Raw genomic sequence first — 16,841 nt, forward strand, 5'->3', positions numbered from 1 at the left:
TGGCCGGCCATGCGTTCACTTTCCCGTGGCCTCCGCCCATGTGCGCCACCGAACGCGTACGCGGACATGCGCGTGCCGCCCTGGCGCATGCTGCCGCCACGATCCGAGCGCTGCGCCGGCAGGTCTGCAAGGACAGCTTGCCATTGCAGCGAGAACGCCGGCCAAGCGTGCACGGCGAGGCGCGCCGCCTGAAATTGCGCCACCTCGATCTGGCCGGCATATACAAAGCCTTCGCGATCGACACCCTGCCGCCCTCGCCTCGGTCCGGCAGCGGTTCCCCGTGGCTGCGAGGATTTTCCGCAGGCATCGCGGCGCGCCTGGGCGGACTTGGCCAACAGGCCTTTGCCCGCTTCGACAGCCGACCGTGAGGCAGTCGACCGCTCGTCCTTCTGAGGTGTCCAGCATGCATCGCGTTGATCCGCCTTCTCAAGAATCCGCCGATCTCGAAGCGGCGCTGCGGCGCCAGTTGCGATGGATCGAAGACGATGTCACAACCGCCCTGCTCGGCCCGGAGCCCGGTCCGGCCGCGGCACCTGCGGACGCGGGCGAGCAGCGCCCAGACATCGCGGCAGCGCCGGGCGCGCATACCATGCTTGCGCGTCTGCGCGATCGGTCGGCCGCATTGCTGCGGAGGTTGTTGCGAAGGCCCTGAGGCCCATCCAGGGCGCGTCCTGCGGCATCCGCGCGGGGCTTCGCTCAGCCCACGCCCTGGACCGCCCCACGGGCTTGCGTCGATGCGCAAACCGGCGCATCGATCCACGGCTGGACGGCAGCACGAATCGCGCGTGTCGCCAGTTGCAGCCCCGACCCTTCGCGTTCCAGCGCGGTCGTCTCCGGAGTCCGCGCCGGCTCCAGTGCATCGCTCGCACCGTTGGCCAGGCAGGCCAGTTCGGGCTGCGGCTCGATCCGGGTCAAGGATTGGTGGCGCCGGTCTCGCTCTGCCGCTTCCGCCAGCGAAGCCGGCAAACCCCGATGCATCCACAGGCTGGCAAGCCCGACGCCGCTGGCAGGGCTGCCGCGCTCCTCGGCCAATTGCAGCGCCCCATGCAGGCAGCCAAACGCCAGACTCCGCGCGATCGCTTGCGCCACTGATGGAGAGCGGCCCGAGGTATACGCCAGGCCGAGACGATCCAATGCATCGCCGACGCCGATCACGCCGATGCCGAATCGCAGCGGCTGATCGCCGCTGGGACCGTAGGCCATCGCCGCATCGTCGAGCATGCGCACCGCCAGGGCGGCCGCCGAGCCGAAGCGCTTGTGATCGAAGCGGGCCTGGCGCGTATGCGGATCGGAGACGAAGAGTCCGGCGTTGACCACCGCCCGTGGTTCGGTCAGCAGCGGTACCGGTGTGTCGGTACCTGCGTGGCGCAGCAGCCGTGGGTCGGGCAGTATCTGCCAACTTCCGAACGCGAACGCGTAGCGGCTGCGCCAATATGCGCCGTCATTGCCTTCGGGCGCGGCCAGCGCCTCGGCGACCCTTTGCCAGGTCGCATCGATGGTCCGGTCGCACAGTCGATCGCCGCTGCGCCAACGAAAGCGGCTGTCCCAGAGATCGACCGCTTGCGGGTCTGTGAATCGCGTGAGAAGAGTCAAGGTAGTTCCTGACGGCTCGAGGCCGGATTGTCTGCTCTGTCACTGTGCCCTTGCCGGGCAGGTCCGCCTTGACCGGGATCAAGCTTGCCGCTTCGCCGCGCTCGCGCATTGCCAGGCTCGCGAGGCTGTTACAAACGGTTACCGGCAGTTACCGGTTTGGAATCGTCCGCTACGCCCGCGCGGCTAGCCTTGCCTCAACCCCGTCGCGGAATGCCGCCATGTTGCTCGATGTCCTCCAACACGCAGAGCCCTCCAGCGAATCCTGCTTCGGCGCATCCGCGAGCGGACGCGTCCACGAGACGCACAGCCTGGAGCGGTTGTTGCAGGCTTGGCCATTACAGCGCCGCCGGGTTTGCGCGAAACAGTACGTATTCCGCGCGGGCCAGGCCCGGCACGCCTTGTACCTGGTGCACGCCGGCTTCTTCAAGACCGCCGTGGTCAGCGAAGACGGGCGCGAGAAGATCACCGGATTCCGCATGCGCGGCGACCTGCTCGGCCTGGACGCCTTGGACATGCCGACCTACGCTTGCGACGTCATGGCGCTGGACACCGGGGAGCTCTGGGAACTGCCGTATACCCGCTTGCGCGACGAACTGCCGCAGTTCCAGGAACGCGTCACCGCGCTGCTCGCCAGCGAGATCCGTCGCGACTGGAGCTGGATGCTGACTCTGGGCACGCTCGGCGCCGATCAACGCGTGGTTACCTTCTTGTTCGACCTGGCTTCGCGCCTGGAACAATTAGGGTTCAGTCCGAACCGCCTGCAACTACGCATGACGCGGGCCGAACTCGGCAACTTCCTATCGCTGACTCTGGAAACCGTCACCCGCGTGCTTTCGAGGCTGCAGGCCCGGGGCCTGATCGGCGTCGCCGGCCGGGAGATTTGCATCAAGGACCGCAACGGCCTGCAGACCGTGCTGCGCGACAACACGGCCTATCACTGAGGCGCGGCACGCTCATCGGCCAGCGGGTCGAGCGCCCGCGCGACCGCCGCGGCCAATTGCTCGCGTCGGTAAGGCTTTCGCAGCAACTCGAAGGCTTCCGCTGTCACCGCCGGCCCAGTCGCGTCGGTTTCGTAGCCCGAAGTCAACAATATGGGCAATCGCGGCCGCAACCCGCGCGCGGCGATGGCCAGCTCTTTGCCGTTCATGCCTTCGCCGAGCATGACATCGCTGAACAACAACGCGATCGATTCGTCGTCCGACAACCGCCGAAGCGCATCTTCAGCACTTGCCACCGCCGATACCTGATAGCCGGACGAACGTAGGAAGGCCACTGCGATATCGCGCACCGCCCCATCGTCCTCCACGACCAGCACGGTCTCTCCCTTGCCTTGAGCGCGGGTCGCCGCGACCGGCGACGCGGCGGCCGCGACCGCCTGTGCGGCAGGAAGAAACAACGCCACGCGAGTGCCGTAGCCCAGCGTGCTGTCGATGCGCAGATGACCGCCACTCTGCTTGGCGAAACCATAGGCCATGCTGAGTCCCAGTCCGCTGCCGCGCCCGGCTTCCTTGGTGGTGAAGAACGGCTCCATCGCGCGGGCCAGGATTTCCGGCGCCATGCCGCGCCCGGTATCGGTCACGCTGATGCGCACATAGCGGCCGGCGGCGAGCTCTCCGCTGCCGGCATGATCCCCGACCTGATGCACTCCTGCCTCGACGGTGATTTCGCCGCCGCGCGGCATGGCGTCGCGAGCGTTCAGGGCCAGATTGACCAGCGCTGCGTCCAACTGGGTTGGATCGACGTAAGCCGGCGGCAGATCGTCCTCGCAGCGCACATAGAGGCGCACGCTGTCGCCCAAGGTGCGTTGCAACATCGATTCGACGTCGTGCAGTAGCGCGGGCACGGCCACGGCCTGCGGCATCAACCGTTGCCGGCGCGCAAAGGCCAATAATTTCCCGGTGAGCTCCGCGCCCCGGCCCACCGAGCGCAAGGCGCTGCCGATCAGCTCGCTCGCCTCCGGCCTTTGCTCGTGCTCCATCTCCAGCAACTGAAGGCTGCCGGACAAGACCGTCAACAGGTTGTTGAAATCGTGAGCGATGCCCCCGGTCAGCTGACCGATCGCGTCGAGCCGTTGCGAATGGGCCAGTTGTTCCTCCGTACGTCGCCGCTGCACGAACGCGGCGATCAGGTTGGCCACCGACTGCAGCAGATGCAGCGCGTCGTGATCGAAATGGCGCGGCTGCGACGACACCACCAACAGCGCACCCATCGGACGGCCGCGGTCCAGCAGCGGCAGCAGTACCGCGCTGCCGGAGCCCGCGACGACGAGCGGAAAACGGCCGTCGGTATCGCCGGCAAGGTCGTCCACGACCAGGGTCTCGCCCTCGGCAATGCGCGCTAGCAGGGCTTCGCGGTCGAAACCGATCGGCGAACGCGAAGCCGCGGCGGCTTCGTCGAGCCCGGTCGAGGCCCGTGTCGCCACGCTTTGGCGGTCATCCGTGACGAACACGACGGCGACCATCGGGGTATCGAGTGCAGCCGCCAACAGCGCCGGGACGTGATCGACCACGCCGGATTCGTCCTGGGCCTCGAGCGCGAGTTGGCCGATTCGGGCGGCCAGCGCATCGTAACGGGCGCGGACCAGGGCCTGGCGGGCCCGTTGGGTCTCGGAGACGTCGCGGACCGAGGCCAAGTAGCGCGGCCCCTGGTCGCTTTCGATCGGACTGAGCGCGATCTCCACCGGAAATTGCGCACCATCGAGCCGTTGACCGATCAGGCTCTGACCGGTGACCCCCATCGGCCGCACATGCGGCTGTCTCATGTAACGCGCACGGTGATCGCGATGGCGATCGCGCGCTGACGCGGGAATGAGTTGCTCGATCGCGACTTGCTCCAGGCCGCCTTGTCGATAACCGAACAGGCGTTCGGCCTGCGCATTGGCCTGCACGATCCGCCCGTCGCCGTCGACGACGATCAGCGCGTCCGGAACGGCTTCGAACAACCCCGGAAACAGCGCGCTTTCGCTCATGCGTTGCGAACCTCGGCCGCAAACAGATAACCCGCCCCCCGGACCGAGCGTATCAATCGCGGCTCGGCGGGGTCGTGTTCGATCTTGCGTCGCAGCCGGCCGATGCTCACATCGATGCTGCGGTCGAACGGGCCGGCCTGCCGGCCGTGCATTCGGGTCATGAGCTCGTCGCGGCTGAGCACTTGCCGCGGCTTTTCCAGCAGAGCCTTGAGCAACTCGAACTCGCCGGTGGTCAAGGCCACCTCGACCCCGGCGGCATCGGTCAAGCGTCTCGCCCCCAGGTCCAGGCGAAACCCCTCGAAAGCCAGGCCGGCAGATGCCGCCATCGCGGGCGCCTGGGCGGTGGAGCGGCGCAACACCGACCTGATCCGCGCGAGCAGTTCGCGCAGGTCGAACGGCTTGGTCACATAGTCGTCGGCGCCCAGTTCCAACCCCACGACGCGTTCGACCGCCTCGCCGCGCCCGGTGATCACGATGACCGGACCGCGCCACTCGGTCTGCAGGTGCCGCAGAAGCGACAGGCCGTCCTCGTCGGGAAGGCCGAGATCCAGCAGGATCAGCTCGATCGTTTCCGAAGCGACCAACGCGCGCGCCCGGGCCGCGCTCGAAGCGCCGACCACCCGATAGCCGTTCGCGCCGAAGTATCGCGACAACAAAGCGACGATGTCGGCATCGTCGTCGATTATCAGCAGCCTGGGCAGGGGACCCGCCGTGGAGGTCGCGTCCTTTGCTTCCGATGGCATGGCGGTCATTGGACTCGTAGGAAACGGGGAAAGAATGGGCCGATCCGGCGCCGCCCGCAAGCTCGGTTGGCGTCGATTGATCCATATCAAGGCGCCGATGGCGCGCCAGGCCCAGAGTCGAGAACGAATCAGTCCGAGGTGCGTTCGATGGACGGCACGATGCGAGCGGCGGTCGCCCACCGCCTGGGCGTTCCGCTGATGGTCGATCGCCTGCCCATTCCCACGCCCGGCCCCGGCGAGATTCTCGTCAGGATCCGCGCGAGCGGCGTCTGTCACACCGACCTGCATGCGGTGCAGGGCGACTGGCCGGTCAAGCCCGCGTTGCCTTTCATTCCCGGGCACGAAGGCGCGGGTACGGTCGCCGAGATCGGCGCCGGAGTGAAGCACCTGCGTCCGGGCGATTCGGTCGGTATCGTTTGGCTCCACCATGCTTGCGGCCGCTGCGAATATTGCATCACCGGCTGGGAAACGCTATGCGAGCAGCAGCGCAACAGCGGCTACAGCGTAAATGGCACTTTCGGCGAGTACGCGATCGCCGATGCGGCGTACGTCGCTGCCCTGCCTGACCGCTGCGACTTCGTCGGCTTGGCGCCGATTCTCTGCGCCGGCGTCACCAGCTACAAGGGCATTCGCGAGACCGAGGTGCGTCCTGGAGAGTGGATCGTCATTTCCGGCATAGGCGGACTGGGTCATCTGGCGATCCAGTACGCCCAGGCGATGGGGCTGCACGTGGCGGCGATCGACGTGCGCGAAAGCAAACTCGAACTGGCGCGTTCGCTCGGCGCCGAGATCGTCGTCAACTCCAACGACCTCGGCGCGCTGGAAGACGTACGCAGCGGCACCGGCGGCGGGGCGCAAGGCGTGCTGGTCACCGCCGTCTCGCCCGGCGCCTTCGCCCAGGCACTGGGCATGGTGCGGCGCAAGGGCACCATCAGCATGGTGGGACTTCCGCCCGGAGAATTCGCGACCCCGATCTTCGATGTGGTGCTCAAGCGCATCACCCTGCGCGGTTCGATCGTCGGCAACCGGCAGGACCTGGCCGAAGCGATCGCGATAGCCGCCAGCGGCAAGGTGCAGGCCATGGTGGAGCCGTATCCGCTGGACCAGGTCAACGTGGTATTGGACCGCCTGCGAGTCGGCGAGGTCGAAGGGCGTGCCGTGCTGGATATGAGTCTGGTGGCCTGAGATGACGTCTTGTCGAGGACGTCCACCGCCATGAACCTGTTCCCACGCGAGGTCAATGGAATGATCGTCGCGTTGGGCATCGGCCTGTCAGTCGGCCTGGAACGCTAGCGCACCAAGAGCGGCGGCCTTTGCGCGAGCCTGGCGGCGTGCGCAGCTTCATCCTGTACGGCCTGAGCGGTTCGGTCGCGGCCAGCCTCGGTCAGATGGCGCTGTTGGCTGCCGGCTCATTTCTGAGTGCGCTGGTCACGGCGATGGTCGCGGCGATGGCTGACCGCGCCCACGCGGTGCCCGAGTTGGTCGCCCCGGCGCGCAGCGCCGCGCTGATGTCGAACATAGCCACGGTGGTGCGGCTCGCGGTGGTGATCGGAGCATTGTCGCCTGCGATGCTGCAAGCTCGCCCCGGCGCTGATCGCGTCGGGCCTCGTCGTCGCAGTCGCTGCCGCGGCCGTTGCCGTTGCAGATCGAGGGCCCGAAAACTCGTGCCGAAACGCCCCTTCGAGCCGATCTCTGCGCTAAGGTTCGTTGCGCTGCTCACCACAGTCATGTTGGCCACGGCCATCGCCAAAACCTATCTGGGCGAGGCCAGCCTGCCCTGGGTGCTGGCCGCTTCGGGCCTGGTCGACGTCCATGCCGGCGCGGCGTCATCCGCACAATCGGCGATGCGCGCCCAGCGACATGGCCTTGGCCGAACAAGGCCCGATCGGCTCCTTCATCGCAAACTCGCTGGTCATATGCCTGACGGCCGCTTTCAAGGGCAGCCGTGGTTTTGCGTAGCGGTTGATTGCGGAAATCCTGGCGATGGCCGCGACGTTCGCGGTGGTCGCTTCGCTCGGCTGAGAGGGCGTCGTCGCGGCGACGGCAGTCACGACTCGCGCGACTGTCGCGCCAACAGCTCGTAACGCGCGCGATGGCTGTCGAGGGTCGCGTCGTCCAGTTCCTCTACGTCCATCAGCGCATTACTGGCCGATCCCGACGAACGGATCAGCTCGTCGAGCTTGATCTGGATCGCCTCGGTATCGCGGCCCTGGGTGTTCTGAATCAGGAACACCATCAGAAACGTGATCACCGTGGTCGCGGTATTGATCACCAACTGCCAAGTATCGCTGAAACCGAACAGAGGACCGCTGACCAGCCAGGCGGCGATGATCGCGACCGCCGCGATGAAGGCCGCAGAACGACCGGCAAAGCGGGCCGCGAGCTTGGAGAAGCGATCGAAGGCTTGTGCTGAGTTCACGGCATTTTTCCCCGGTCCTGGCATCGAAAGGCGGCACTGAAGGCAAGCTTGCGGCATTACAGCGACAGCTCGTGAATGACCTGGCGGTCATCGTCCGGATCTACCCGCACGTGGAAGCCCAGGTGGCGGGCCAGATCGCGCATCTGCAGATTTTCGGCCAGATCCACCGAGTACATCCGATGGATGCCGCGCTCGCGCGCAAGCTCGATCAGATGCTTCATCAACGCACCGCCCAAACCCTTGTTCTGCCATTCATCGATCACCGTCACCGCGCATTCGCAAGCGGCGCCGTCGGCCGAAGCGCCGTATCGAGCGGCGCCGACGATGCGTTCCGCGCTGCCTTCCGGTATTACCGCCACGAACGCAGCCTCGCTATGCGGATCAAGGTCCGTCAGGCGATCTATCAACTGCTCGCTGGGGCTTCTGACCTGGCCGAAAAAACGGAAACACCGAGCCTCCGACGAAAGCGTTTCCAGGAAGGCGCGCTCGGCGGCCCGGTCCTGCGGGACGATCGTCCGGATCAGAACTTGGCTGCGATCGCGCAGCGTCTGCGACCAGCGCAGGGATCGGGCTGGCGTCGAGGCGGATGAGGCCATCGACGGGGTCCTCATGGCGGGCTCCTGGGAGGATGTCGACTGCAGGCTAAGCGCTCGGATGTTCCGCCCCTTGATCCATATCAAGCCCGGCGCCGCCGTCCGCACGGGTTCTTGATCGGCGTCAACACCGACGCCGACGCGCACGTCAGTATCGATCCACGACACCCGATACCCGAGGACGACACTGTGTTCAAAGACATCCTCGTGCCCCTGCTCATGGGCGACATTCCGTCCGCGGCGCTGCGCGCCGGCTGCGCCCTCGCCCGAATCAGCGGCGGGCACGTCACCGCGCTCGTGGGCGTGAGCCAGACCGTGCCCATCGCCGAAACCTGGGCGTACTATCCCGCGGGCGTTTACGAGAGCATGCGCGATTGTGCGGCTGCCACCACCCAGGCGATGGCCGACGCAACCGCGGACTGCCTCAAGTCCGAATCGGTGCCGTTCCAGATCCGGCAGTCGCAGGAATTCTGGTCGACACCCGCGGAAATCTGCATCGAGCCGGCGCGACAGAGCGACCTCGTCGTCATCGGTGCCATCGCTGGGGACCAACGCGAGGCCCGAGAGCGGCTGGCTTCGAGCGTACTGGTCTCATCCGGCCGCCCGATGTTAGTGGTCCCGGCGTCGTACAATTCCGCGCCCGGGTTCGGCAAGGCGGTCATCGCCTGGAAGTCGTCCCGCGAGTCGGCGCGTGCGTTGCACGATGCGATGCCCTGGCTGCAGCGCATGAGTTCGGTCGACCTGCTCATCGTCGACGAGGGCGCTCGATCGTCCTACGCACAATCGCTGGATGCGATGTTGATCGGGCACCTGGAGCGGAACCAAGTCGGCGCGCAGTTGGTGAGACGCTCGGCCCCGGCCGCGCAGGTCGGGGCCATCATCGATATCCATGCGCAAGAAGTCGGAGCGGATCTGTTGGTCGCGGGCGGCTACAGCCATTCGCGACTGCGGGAACAAGTGCTGGGAGGAGCGACCCGTTTCCTGATGGAGCACGCTTCGGTTCCGACCCTGCTTTCCCATTGAGCACGTCAGGATCTGCCAGCTCATAATATCGCTCGCCGTCCGCGAACAGGATGCTCGAAATCCTACGGCCCGACTTCTGGCTCATGGATATGTACCAACACTTCAGGTGGCAGCAGGAACTCTACGCCCTGCTCGTTGCATGCAACAACTTCTTGGCAAAGGAAAAGGCCCGCAAAAGCGGGCCTTTTTTTACTAAATCCAAGTTTTTTGTCTGTGGTCGATATTAGAACGGGATGTCGTCGTCGGCGAAGTCGTCGCCGAAATCGTTGGACTTGGCCGGGGGCGCATCGCGGCGCGGCGCCGATTCCTGGCGGCCGCCGCCACCACCGTACCCGCCACCGCCACCACCGGCCTGACGCGGGGCGCGCTCGCCGCCGCCACCGCCACCGCCGCCGCGGAATTCGCGACCACCACCACCGCCGCCGCCCTCGCCACCCGGACCGCCGAGCATCTGCATGTCGTCGGCGACGATATCGGTGAAGTACTTCTCGACGCCGTCCTGGCCGGTGAATTTGTCGTAGCGGATCGAGCCTTCGATGTAGACCTGGCGGCCCTTGCGCAGGTACTCGCCGGCGATCTCGCCGAGCTTGCCGAACAGCTTGACCCGGTGCCACTCGGTGCGCTCCTGGGTGTTGCCGTCCTTGTCCTTGCGCACGCTGGTCGTGGCCAGGCTGAGCGTGGTCACGGCCATGCCGCCCTGGGTGTACTTGGTTTCGGGGTCGTTGCCGAGGTTGCCGACCAGGATGACCTTATTGATGCCACGTGCCATGAGGATGCGGGTCCTTGAAGTTGTCGCCGAAAGCGGGCGATAGGTAGTTAAGTATACCCGTCGGTCCGGGACCGTCAGGCCAAGACCCTGGCCCCTGTCAGGGAATGCCGCTGCCGCGGGTAGGGCCGGATCCGCGGACGTTAAAGCCGGAAACCTTGCTGCGACGGGCTTTGCGCGATGCCGCCCGACACCGCGGCGGGCGCTCGCGCGCTCCAACTGGCTCCGATTCGGTTCAGCCAGCCGCTTCCGTCCCGATCCGACGCCCCTGCGGCGCGCCGCCCGTCGGCCCGCCGCCCCGGGGTGGCCTTCCGCACTGCTGGGCCAGGAGCGGCGCGTCGATCATCGCTGGCCGGCGCCGTCGCGCCGCTCCGGAGCCCCGCCATGCCCGTCGCCCCGCGCCTGCTCGCCGCCCTCGCCTGCGCCACCGTCCTGAGCCCGGCCGCGGCGCAGACATCCACCGAAACCGAACTGCGCCGCCTGACCCAGGAGAACCTGGACGCAATCGCGCCGGGCCGGGTCGAGGTCTGGCAGCGCAACGCCCACGAACGCCTGGTGCACGTCGACGAGAACGGCATCGCCCGCAACAAGGCCGATTTCCTGGCGGAACTCAAGCCGCTGCCGGCCGGTCCGGGCGGCTCGCTGGCGATCGACCGCTTCGCCGTGACCGACCTGGGCGACACCGCGGCGGTCACCCACGAGGATCTGGAAACCCTGGACTACCACGGCCAGACCCTGCGCAGCCGCTGGCGCCAGACCGACACCTGGGTCCGCGGCGGCGACGGTTGGAAACTGGTCGGCGAACAGGTATTGGCGCTGCAGACCGACCCGCCGACGGTCGCGCTGACTTCGGCGCAGTTGTGCGGCTACAACGGGACCTATCGGCTGACCGACAAGATCCGTGCCACGCTGCGCTGCGACACCGGCGTGTTGATCGGCGAACGCGAGGGCCGAGCGCCGACCAGCTACCGCGCCGAGATTGCCGACGTTTTCTTCGCGCCCGGACAGCCGCGCACGCGGCGGATATTCCAGCGCGACGCGCAAGGCAGGATCGTCGGTTTCGTGGATCGACGCGAAGGTCTGGACATCCGTTGGACGCGGGTGAAGTGAATGCGGCAAGAACGGGCTGCGCGCATTCGTCGTACTGAAGCGCGACGGTAACGAAGCCAGCGCAGGGGCGCGGGAGTCCGCTGCTTGCGGCGATGGTGTCGCGGCTAGCGCCGCGACAGCCCAAGGCAGAGCGACAGCATCGCGGCGCAAGACACCGTCGCGCGAACCATGCGTCGCGGCGAATCGCGCGACGGCATCGCTCAGGCCGCGACACCGCTCGCGCCTGAGTTTCCGCGTCGGCACGCTAACAGGTTAGCGGACAGCGCCGCACGTATCTCAAGCCAACGCGAGTCTCACGCGCGACCTCGCGTGCGCATGCCGCGCGGGAACGCAAGCCGTGCGAAGCACCGGCCGCGGCGAAAAAATCGCATCCGCTGTCCGGTCACGCGTTCCATCGCCGTTCTTCTCCCAGTACCCCGAGCCACGGATGGCCAGGCAGGCCGCCGCGACAGCGCCAGGCCCGTTCGCCGATCCCAAGGAAGGAATTACGCATGCCTCACGGCGAAGCGACAGGACGATCAGCCCACATACGCGGCTTCATCTACGCCAGCGACGCCTGCGCGAAGATCGCCGAGCGCCTACCGGTGATCGCCGGCAGCGATTCCAGCGTGCTGATCGTCGGCGAAACCGGCACCGGCAAGGAAATCTGCGCCCAGGCGCTGCATTACCTGTCGCGGCGTTCGGCCGGGCCCTGGGTCGCGGTGAATTGCGCGGCGGTGCCGGTCGAACTGATCGAAAGCGAGCTGTTCGGCCACGTCAAAGGCGCGTTCACCACCGCCCACAGTTCGCGCCACGGTCTGGTCAAGGAGGCCGAAGGCGGAACGATGTTCCTGGACGACATCGACTGCCTGCCCCTGCTTGCGCAGGGCAAGCTGCTGCGCTTCCTGCAACAGCAGGAATACCGCCCGGTCGGCTGCAATACCGTGCAGCGCTCGAACGTGCGCGTGATCGCAGCCAGCAATCGCGATCTGCGCGTCATGGCCCGCCAGAACAGCTTCCGCCAGGATCTGTATTTCCGTCTGAACGTATTGCCGATCAGCCTGCCGCCGCTGCGCGAGCGGCGCGAGGACATCGCCCTGCTGGCCGGCCATTTCGTCCAGTTGTTCGACCAGGGTCGCGCCTGCGGCGGAAGCGGCCGCCGGCTCACCGCCGAAGCACTGCAGAAGCTGCTGGCGCACGACTGGCCCGGCAATGTGCGTGAACTGCGCCACGTGATCGAGCGCTCGGTGCTGCTGGCCGTCGGCGAGCGCATCGAGGCCGACGATATCGCCATCGATGCCGACCTCGACGCCGATCCGGGCGCCTGCGCCGATAGCCTCGACCCGTCCACAGAATCGTTCCAATCGGCCAAGAAGCGCGTGGTCGACCGCTTCGAACGCCAGTACATCGAGACCCTGCTGGCCCTGCACCACGGCAACCTCACCCATGCCGCGCACGCAGCCAAGAAAAACCGGCGCGCGTTCTTCGAGCTGGTGCGCAAGCACCATATCGACACCCGCCGCTTCAGCGACGCCCCCTGATGACCTCCTCCGACACCCTCACGGCGCTCAGCGCCGGCATCGCGCTGCGCCCCGCGCAAGGCCCGCACGCGTTCGCGACGCATACGGACGCGGCCGGCGGCGACGCGCACGGTCGGAATCGTCCGCGCGCATGGACAAAAACACCCGGCCGCGCACAGCGCGTTGCAGCAGGCTCGCGCGCCGTATCCGCCGTGCGCGCGCAGGACAAAGCACAGCAGTCGCGTAGTCAAGCACGCTTGCTAGAGCCAACCAAATCAAGCACTTGCAACAGATCCGCACTTGGCATGCGACTTGCGCTCTTCAGTCCAAGGCTGGGACGCATGGACGACTACCCCGAAATGCTAGCGATCGTAAGAGCGCTCGCCCGCTACCTGCGGGCGAATCCGAACAGTTCAGATACCGCTGACGGAATCGCCATGTGGTGGTTCCGCGAACAGACCGTGGTCGACGGCCGCGCACTGCTCGACGCGCTGGATTGGATGCGCGAGCGCGGCCTGGTCGAAATGCTCAGCGCCAGCAGCACCGGCGATCGCTACCGATGCATCGCCGGCCCGGACGAACTCGACGGCGTGCTGCAGGAACTGTCGAGGCGCCGTCTGACATGACGCCCGCTCACGCAAGGATGCAGGGGAATCGCTCGTGCCGTCGCTGACGCTCGCCGCCTTCACCCAACTCGCCGGCTGGCAGGCGCTGCAGGCCGACGGCGTGACGCCGTCGGCGGCGATCGCGATCGGCGAGGACGTGCTCAGCGATACGCCCAGCGGCGACGGCCACAGCCTCACGCTGGCGTATTCGCAGGCTTCGCAGGACCACATCGCGCGCCGCCCGCTGGCCGCCACCGACCTGGACGACTTCGACGAACTGCGCCTGGTGCTGCGCGGCGATCGCAACTCCGCGCCGGGCTTCTATCTCGAACTTCGCCTGGGCAGCGTCGCGCTGCCGATCGGCGCGCCCGGCAACACCTGGCACCGGCGCGTACCGGTGACCGGCGGCAGCGGCTGGGACGTGGTCCGGTTCTCGCTCGCCGACCTGCCGGCGGCGGTGCGCGGCGCGGTCACGGTCGCGCAACTGCACTGCATCGACGCCGGCGAAGGCTTCCACCTGGCCATCGATGAGGTGCTGGCGGTGCGGCCGAGCATGCTCGCCGACCTCGAACAGGCGCTGCTGGCGCGATTGCACCAACAGACCAGCCTGGCCGGCAATCCGGTCCCGGCCGAACTGGTGACCGCCGGCGGGCCCTGGCCCGCCGCCACGCCCTGCATCGCGATCGTGCCGATGGAAGTGCGCGACCTCGCCGAACGCAGCACCGGCGCGGCGCAGCGTTGCGATTTCGTCGCCGACGGCTACCGCGTGCGCCCGGCGCCGACCGCGTTCGAGGCCTGCTACGCCATCGAAGCCGTCGCCGCCGACCGCATCGACCAGGGCGCATTGATGGATTTCCTGCTGCGCCAGATCGGCCCGCGCGGCGCGCTGCGCGTGGCGGCGCAGCCGTGGTCGATCGAGACCCACGGCGCGCCCGCATCCGAGTACGACCCCAACCTCCATCCCGCGCCGCGTCAACGGCTGTATTGCCGCGTGTACGCCTGGCAGGACCACGACGCGCCGTCGTCGGTGCGGCCGGTGCAGGGACTGGTGACCCAAATCGACTGGAAGGAGTCCGGCCATGGCTGAAGACAAGGCGAGCGACCGCGTCCGCCTCATCAATACGCGCTCGCAGCCGGTCGAGCTGCACCTGGGCTCGTCGGTGCACGTGCTCGCGGCCGGACAGGGCATCGAGCTCGACGCCGCGCAGCTTGCATCCCCGCAACTGGCTTATCTGCTCGATCGCAAAGCGCTCGCGCTGCGAGCCGTCACGCCGTCGGAGGCGGAGATCGCCTCCGGCACCGCAATTACTCCGCGCAGGCGCGGCCAGGGAGCCGCCCAAGCATCCGCGCGGCCCCCGCAACCACCCAAGAGGAAGAAAGGATCATGAGCTTCATCGGCATCAATGTGCGGGAAGTCGACGGAACGGGCGCGCCGGTACTGGCCGCCGCACCCACGTCCATCGCGGGTTTCAACGTGCTGACTCGGCGCGGCACGCCGAATCAGGCCGTGATGGTCGATTCCTACGCTCGCTTCGTCGAGCGCTTCGGCGGCTACTTCCCCGGGGGCCTGGGCGCGTATCTCGTCAAAGGCTATTTCGACAACGGCGGCCAGGTCGCCTACGTCAACCGCGTGATCTCCAACGATCCCGCCACCGGCCATGCACCCGGAACGCTGGTGCTGCGCGACGGCAGCCCGGCGGACACGCTGCGGGTATCGGCCGGCTTCCGCGGCACCGAAGATCCGGGCAGTTGGGGCAACGGTCTGCAGGTGAGGGTGGCGCGCACCACGCCGACCACGACCCGCCTGCGCGAAGCCGCGGCCGCGACCATCACCGGCACGGTGGCCATGGTCGCACCGGTCGACATGAGCACCCTGCCCAGCCTGACGCTGCGCGTGGACGGCTCGCCCGACAACACCGTGATCACTTTCCTGCCGGCGGACTTCCCCGGCGGCGCCGCGAATGCCACTCCGCAACAGATCCGCGATGCGGTCAACGGCCGCCAGAGCCGCGTGGTCGCCTCGCTGACCGGCCCCGGCAACCTGGTGTTGACCTCGACCGGCGAAGTGGCGCGCATGAGCGACGGCTGGACCTCGATCCAGGTCATCGCCGCCAACGCCATCCTGGGCTTCGCCATCGCCGCGGCGGTGCCGGGCACCGCGACCGCGGTCGCCACCACCGGCGCGACCCTGCGCCGCACCGAGGACTTCGACCTCGGCGATGCGATCGAAGTGTTCGATCCGACCGTGCCGGCCAACACCGCCACAGTCAAGCTGCTGTCGCGCAACCCGCTGACCGGTGCGGTGACCTGGACGCCGGCCATCGCCGGCATCGCCGGCTGGACCGCGCAGAACATCCGCGTGCGCAACCTGCGCTTCACCGTGACCGTCGCCGAGGGCGGCACCGAAGTCGAGAACGTGCGCGAGACCTGGTCCGACCTGTCGATGGAAGCCGACACGCCGAACTACGCGCCGGCGCGCATCAACGACACGATCCGCGGCTCGCGCTACATCGTCGCCGAAGACATGCTCAGCGCCAGCCTGGTCGGCCTCGACCGACCCGCGGTGCTGGCCTGGACGCCGCTCGCGGCCGGACGCGACGGCACTCCGACTTCGGCCCAGTTCAACGGCGACTCCTCGACGCGCAGCGGTTTCTTCGCTTTCGATCCGCACGACGTCCAGCTGCTGACCTGCGAACGCACCGATCCGGCGATCGTCGCCGGCGCCCTGGCCTACTGCGAGAACCGCGGCGACTGCATGTACGTCGGCGCGGTGCCGGAAGGCTTCACCGAAGCCGGGCAGGCGCTCGCCTACGGCCAGTCGTTCCAGGCCAAGAAAGCCTACGGTGCCTTGTACGCACCGTGGATCACCATCGCCGACCCGGCCGGCGTCGGCGACAACCCGCGCCGCAACCTGCCGCCGGTCGGGCACGTGCTGGGCGTGTTCGCGCGCGTCGAGCGCTCGCGCGGCGTGTGGAAGGCGCCCGCGGGCGACGAGGCCAACCTGGCCGGCGTGCTCGACGTCACTTACCGCCTCACCGACGCCGAACACACCCAGCTGGTCAAGGACGGCAGCGTGAACGGCATCCGTGCGATTCCGCGCGCCGGCATCGTGATCGATTCCTCGCGCACGCTCAGCACCGACCCGCGCTGGATGTACGTCGGCGTGCGCCTGCTCTTCAACTTCGTCAAGAGCAGCCTGAAGAACGGCCTGCGCTGGGTGCGTCAGGAACCGAACCGGCAGTCGCTGTGGAACTCGGTCAAGTTCAACGCGGTGAACCCGTTCCTGCTCGGGCTGTGGCGACAGGGCGCGTTCGGCACCGGCTCGCCGGAGGAAGTGTTCACCGTCATCTGCGACGCCTCGAACAATCCGCCGGACCAGGTCGATCAGGGCCTGCTCAACGTCGAAGTCTATTTCTACCCGTCCAAGCCGGCGGAAACCATCGTCATCACCGTCGGCCAGCAGCCCTCCGGGGCTTCGGCGGCCGAAGCCTGAACTCATCACTAGCGCACGCAGGAGGGCGT

Annotated in this window: 18 protein-coding genes; 12 read left to right on the plus strand and 6 right to left on the minus strand. The window is 67.5% G+C overall.

Annotation, left to right across the window (positions count from 1 at the left end; all coding sequences use genetic code 11):
- The first annotated feature begins 38 nt into the window (after positions 1-38).
- Both ASE10_RS03010 and ASE10_RS19920 read left to right on the plus strand, forming a co-directional pair.
- Entirely contained in the window at positions 39-368 is a 330-nt protein-coding gene (locus tag ASE10_RS03010; protein ID WP_157480873.1) for a hypothetical protein, read from the plus strand.
- Positions 369-403: 35 nt separating this feature from the next.
- Entirely contained in the window at positions 404-652 is a 249-nt protein-coding gene (locus ASE10_RS19920) for a hypothetical protein (protein WP_157480872.1), read from the plus strand.
- Positions 653-696: 44 nt separating this feature from the next.
- On the opposite strand, the gene ASE10_RS03015 is transcribed toward ASE10_RS19920, so the two are convergent.
- A complete protein-coding gene (locus tag ASE10_RS03015; RefSeq protein ID WP_055903020.1) occupies positions 697-1,593 on the minus strand; it encodes a hypothetical protein in 897 nt (298 codons plus the stop codon).
- A 68-nt stretch (positions 1,594-1,661) separates the two neighbouring features.
- On the opposite strand from ASE10_RS03015, the gene ASE10_RS03020 reads away from it, so the two are divergent.
- Positions 1,662-2,534 carry a helix-turn-helix domain-containing protein gene (locus ASE10_RS03020; protein WP_156087607.1) on the plus strand — a complete coding sequence of 291 codons (873 nt, stop codon included), beginning with the start codon at positions 1,662-1,664 and terminating at the stop codon, positions 2,532-2,534.
- On the opposite strand, the gene ASE10_RS03025 is transcribed toward ASE10_RS03020, so the two are convergent.
- Entirely contained in the window at positions 2,528-4,561 is a 2,034-nt protein-coding gene (locus ASE10_RS03025) for a PAS domain S-box protein (RefSeq protein ID WP_055903025.1), read from the minus strand. The genes ASE10_RS03020 and ASE10_RS03025 overlap by 7 nt on opposite strands.
- Positions 4,558-5,313 carry a response regulator gene (locus ASE10_RS03030; protein WP_235567531.1) on the minus strand — a complete coding sequence of 252 codons (756 nt, stop codon included), beginning with the start codon at positions 5,311-5,313 and terminating at the stop codon, positions 4,558-4,560. The genes ASE10_RS03025 and ASE10_RS03030 overlap by 4 nt, the downstream gene beginning before the upstream one ends.
- 138 nt (positions 5,314-5,451) lie before the next feature.
- Here ASE10_RS03030 and ASE10_RS03035 point away from each other — a divergent pair, with 138 nt between their 5' ends.
- A complete protein-coding gene (locus tag ASE10_RS03035; protein WP_056305040.1) occupies positions 5,452-6,489 on the plus strand; it encodes a zinc-dependent alcohol dehydrogenase in 1,038 nt (345 codons plus the stop codon).
- Positions 6,490-6,635: 146 nt separating this feature from the next.
- Positions 6,636-7,388, plus strand: coding sequence for a DUF4010 domain-containing protein (locus tag ASE10_RS19405; protein WP_157480871.1), 753 nt, complete (start codon positions 6,636-6,638; stop codon positions 7,386-7,388).
- Here the strand turns inward: ASE10_RS19405 and ASE10_RS03040 are convergent.
- Both ASE10_RS03040 and ASE10_RS03045 read right to left on the minus strand, forming a co-directional pair.
- Entirely contained in the window at positions 7,352-7,723 is a 372-nt protein-coding gene (locus ASE10_RS03040) for a low affinity iron permease family protein (protein WP_055903028.1), read from the minus strand. The genes ASE10_RS19405 and ASE10_RS03040 overlap by 37 nt on opposite strands.
- 56 nt (positions 7,724-7,779) lie before the next feature.
- Complete coding sequence (locus tag ASE10_RS03045; RefSeq protein WP_235565814.1) at positions 7,780-8,334, minus strand: GNAT family N-acetyltransferase; 555 nt, start codon at positions 8,332-8,334, stop codon at positions 7,780-7,782.
- Between the two features lie 96 nt (positions 8,335-8,430).
- Between ASE10_RS03045 and ASE10_RS03050 the strand changes: the two genes are divergently transcribed.
- Positions 8,431-9,339 carry a universal stress protein gene (locus ASE10_RS03050; protein ID WP_055903030.1) on the plus strand — a complete coding sequence of 303 codons (909 nt, stop codon included), beginning with the start codon at positions 8,431-8,433 and terminating at the stop codon, positions 9,337-9,339.
- Positions 9,340-9,562: 223 nt separating this feature from the next.
- Here the strand turns inward: ASE10_RS03050 and ssb are convergent, their stop codons facing one another.
- Complete coding sequence (ssb, locus tag ASE10_RS03055) at positions 9,563-10,108, minus strand: single-stranded DNA-binding protein (RefSeq protein ID WP_055903032.1); 546 nt, start codon at positions 10,106-10,108, stop codon at positions 9,563-9,565.
- Between the two features lie 381 nt (positions 10,109-10,489).
- Here ssb and ASE10_RS03060 point away from each other — a divergent pair, with 381 nt between their 5' ends.
- The 6 genes from ASE10_RS03060 to ASE10_RS03085 all read left to right on the plus strand — a co-directional run bounded on the left by ASE10_RS03060 (position 10,490) and on the right by ASE10_RS03085 (position 16,812).
- Positions 10,490-11,215, plus strand: coding sequence for a nuclear transport factor 2 family protein (locus ASE10_RS03060; RefSeq protein WP_055903035.1), 726 nt, complete (start codon positions 10,490-10,492; stop codon positions 11,213-11,215).
- A gap of 491 nt (positions 11,216-11,706) precedes the next feature.
- Positions 11,707-12,735, plus strand: coding sequence for a sigma-54 dependent transcriptional regulator (locus tag ASE10_RS03065; protein WP_055903037.1), 1,029 nt, complete (start codon positions 11,707-11,709; stop codon positions 12,733-12,735).
- Positions 12,735-13,340 carry a hypothetical protein gene (locus tag ASE10_RS19925; RefSeq protein WP_157480870.1) on the plus strand — a complete coding sequence of 202 codons (606 nt, stop codon included), beginning with the start codon at positions 12,735-12,737 and terminating at the stop codon, positions 13,338-13,340. Before ASE10_RS03065 ends, ASE10_RS19925 begins: the two co-directional genes overlap by 1 nt.
- Positions 13,341-13,374: 34 nt before the next feature.
- Positions 13,375-14,406 (plus strand): hypothetical protein, encoded by a 1,032-nt coding sequence (locus ASE10_RS03075; protein WP_055903042.1) that lies wholly within the window; start codon positions 13,375-13,377, stop codon positions 14,404-14,406.
- Positions 14,399-14,707, plus strand: coding sequence for a hypothetical protein (locus ASE10_RS03080; protein WP_055903044.1), 309 nt, complete (start codon positions 14,399-14,401; stop codon positions 14,705-14,707). Before ASE10_RS03075 ends, ASE10_RS03080 begins: the two co-directional genes overlap by 8 nt.
- Positions 14,704-16,812, plus strand: coding sequence for a phage tail sheath subtilisin-like domain-containing protein (locus ASE10_RS03085; RefSeq protein WP_055903046.1), 2,109 nt, complete (start codon positions 14,704-14,706; stop codon positions 16,810-16,812). Before ASE10_RS03080 ends, ASE10_RS03085 begins: the two co-directional genes overlap by 4 nt.
- Positions 16,813-16,841 lie beyond the last annotated feature (29 nt).

It is taken from the genome of Lysobacter sp. Root76, from assembly GCF_001428685.1.
Lineage (GTDB): Bacteria > Pseudomonadota > Gammaproteobacteria > Xanthomonadales > Xanthomonadaceae > Lysobacter.

Excerpts from the sequence above, each read along its gene's own strand:
- ASE10_RS03035 (WP_056305040.1), top strand. The coding sequence starts at position 5,452 with ATGGACGGCACGATGCGAGCGGCGGTCGCCCACCGCCTGGGCGTTCCG.
- ASE10_RS03080 (WP_055903044.1), top strand. The coding sequence starts at position 14,399 with ATGGCTGAAGACAAGGCGAGCGACCGCGTCCGCCTCATCAATACGCGC.
- ssb (WP_055903032.1), bottom strand. The coding sequence starts at position 10,108 with ATGGCACGTGGCATCAATAAGGTCATCCTGGTCGGCAACCTCGGCAAC.
- ASE10_RS19925 (WP_157480870.1), top strand. The coding sequence starts at position 12,735 with ATGACCTCCTCCGACACCCTCACGGCGCTCAGCGCCGGCATCGCGCTG.
- ASE10_RS03010 (WP_157480873.1), top strand. The coding sequence starts at position 39 with ATGTGCGCCACCGAACGCGTACGCGGACATGCGCGTGCCGCCCTGGCG.
- ASE10_RS03025 (WP_055903025.1), bottom strand. The coding sequence starts at position 4,561 with ATGAGCGAAAGCGCGCTGTTTCCGGGGTTGTTCGAAGCCGTTCCGGAC.
- ASE10_RS03065 (WP_055903037.1), top strand. The coding sequence starts at position 11,707 with ATGCCTCACGGCGAAGCGACAGGACGATCAGCCCACATACGCGGCTTC.
- ASE10_RS03085 (WP_055903046.1), top strand. The coding sequence starts at position 14,704 with ATGAGCTTCATCGGCATCAATGTGCGGGAAGTCGACGGAACGGGCGCG.
- ASE10_RS03030 (WP_235567531.1), bottom strand. The coding sequence starts at position 5,313 with ATGACCGCCATGCCATCGGAAGCAAAGGACGCGACCTCCACGGCGGGT.
- ASE10_RS03060 (WP_055903035.1), top strand. The coding sequence starts at position 10,490 with ATGCCCGTCGCCCCGCGCCTGCTCGCCGCCCTCGCCTGCGCCACCGTC.
- ASE10_RS19920 (WP_157480872.1), top strand. The coding sequence starts at position 404 with ATGCATCGCGTTGATCCGCCTTCTCAAGAATCCGCCGATCTCGAAGCG.
- ASE10_RS03045 (WP_235565814.1), bottom strand. The coding sequence starts at position 8,334 with ATGAGGACCCCGTCGATGGCCTCATCCGCCTCGACGCCAGCCCGATCC.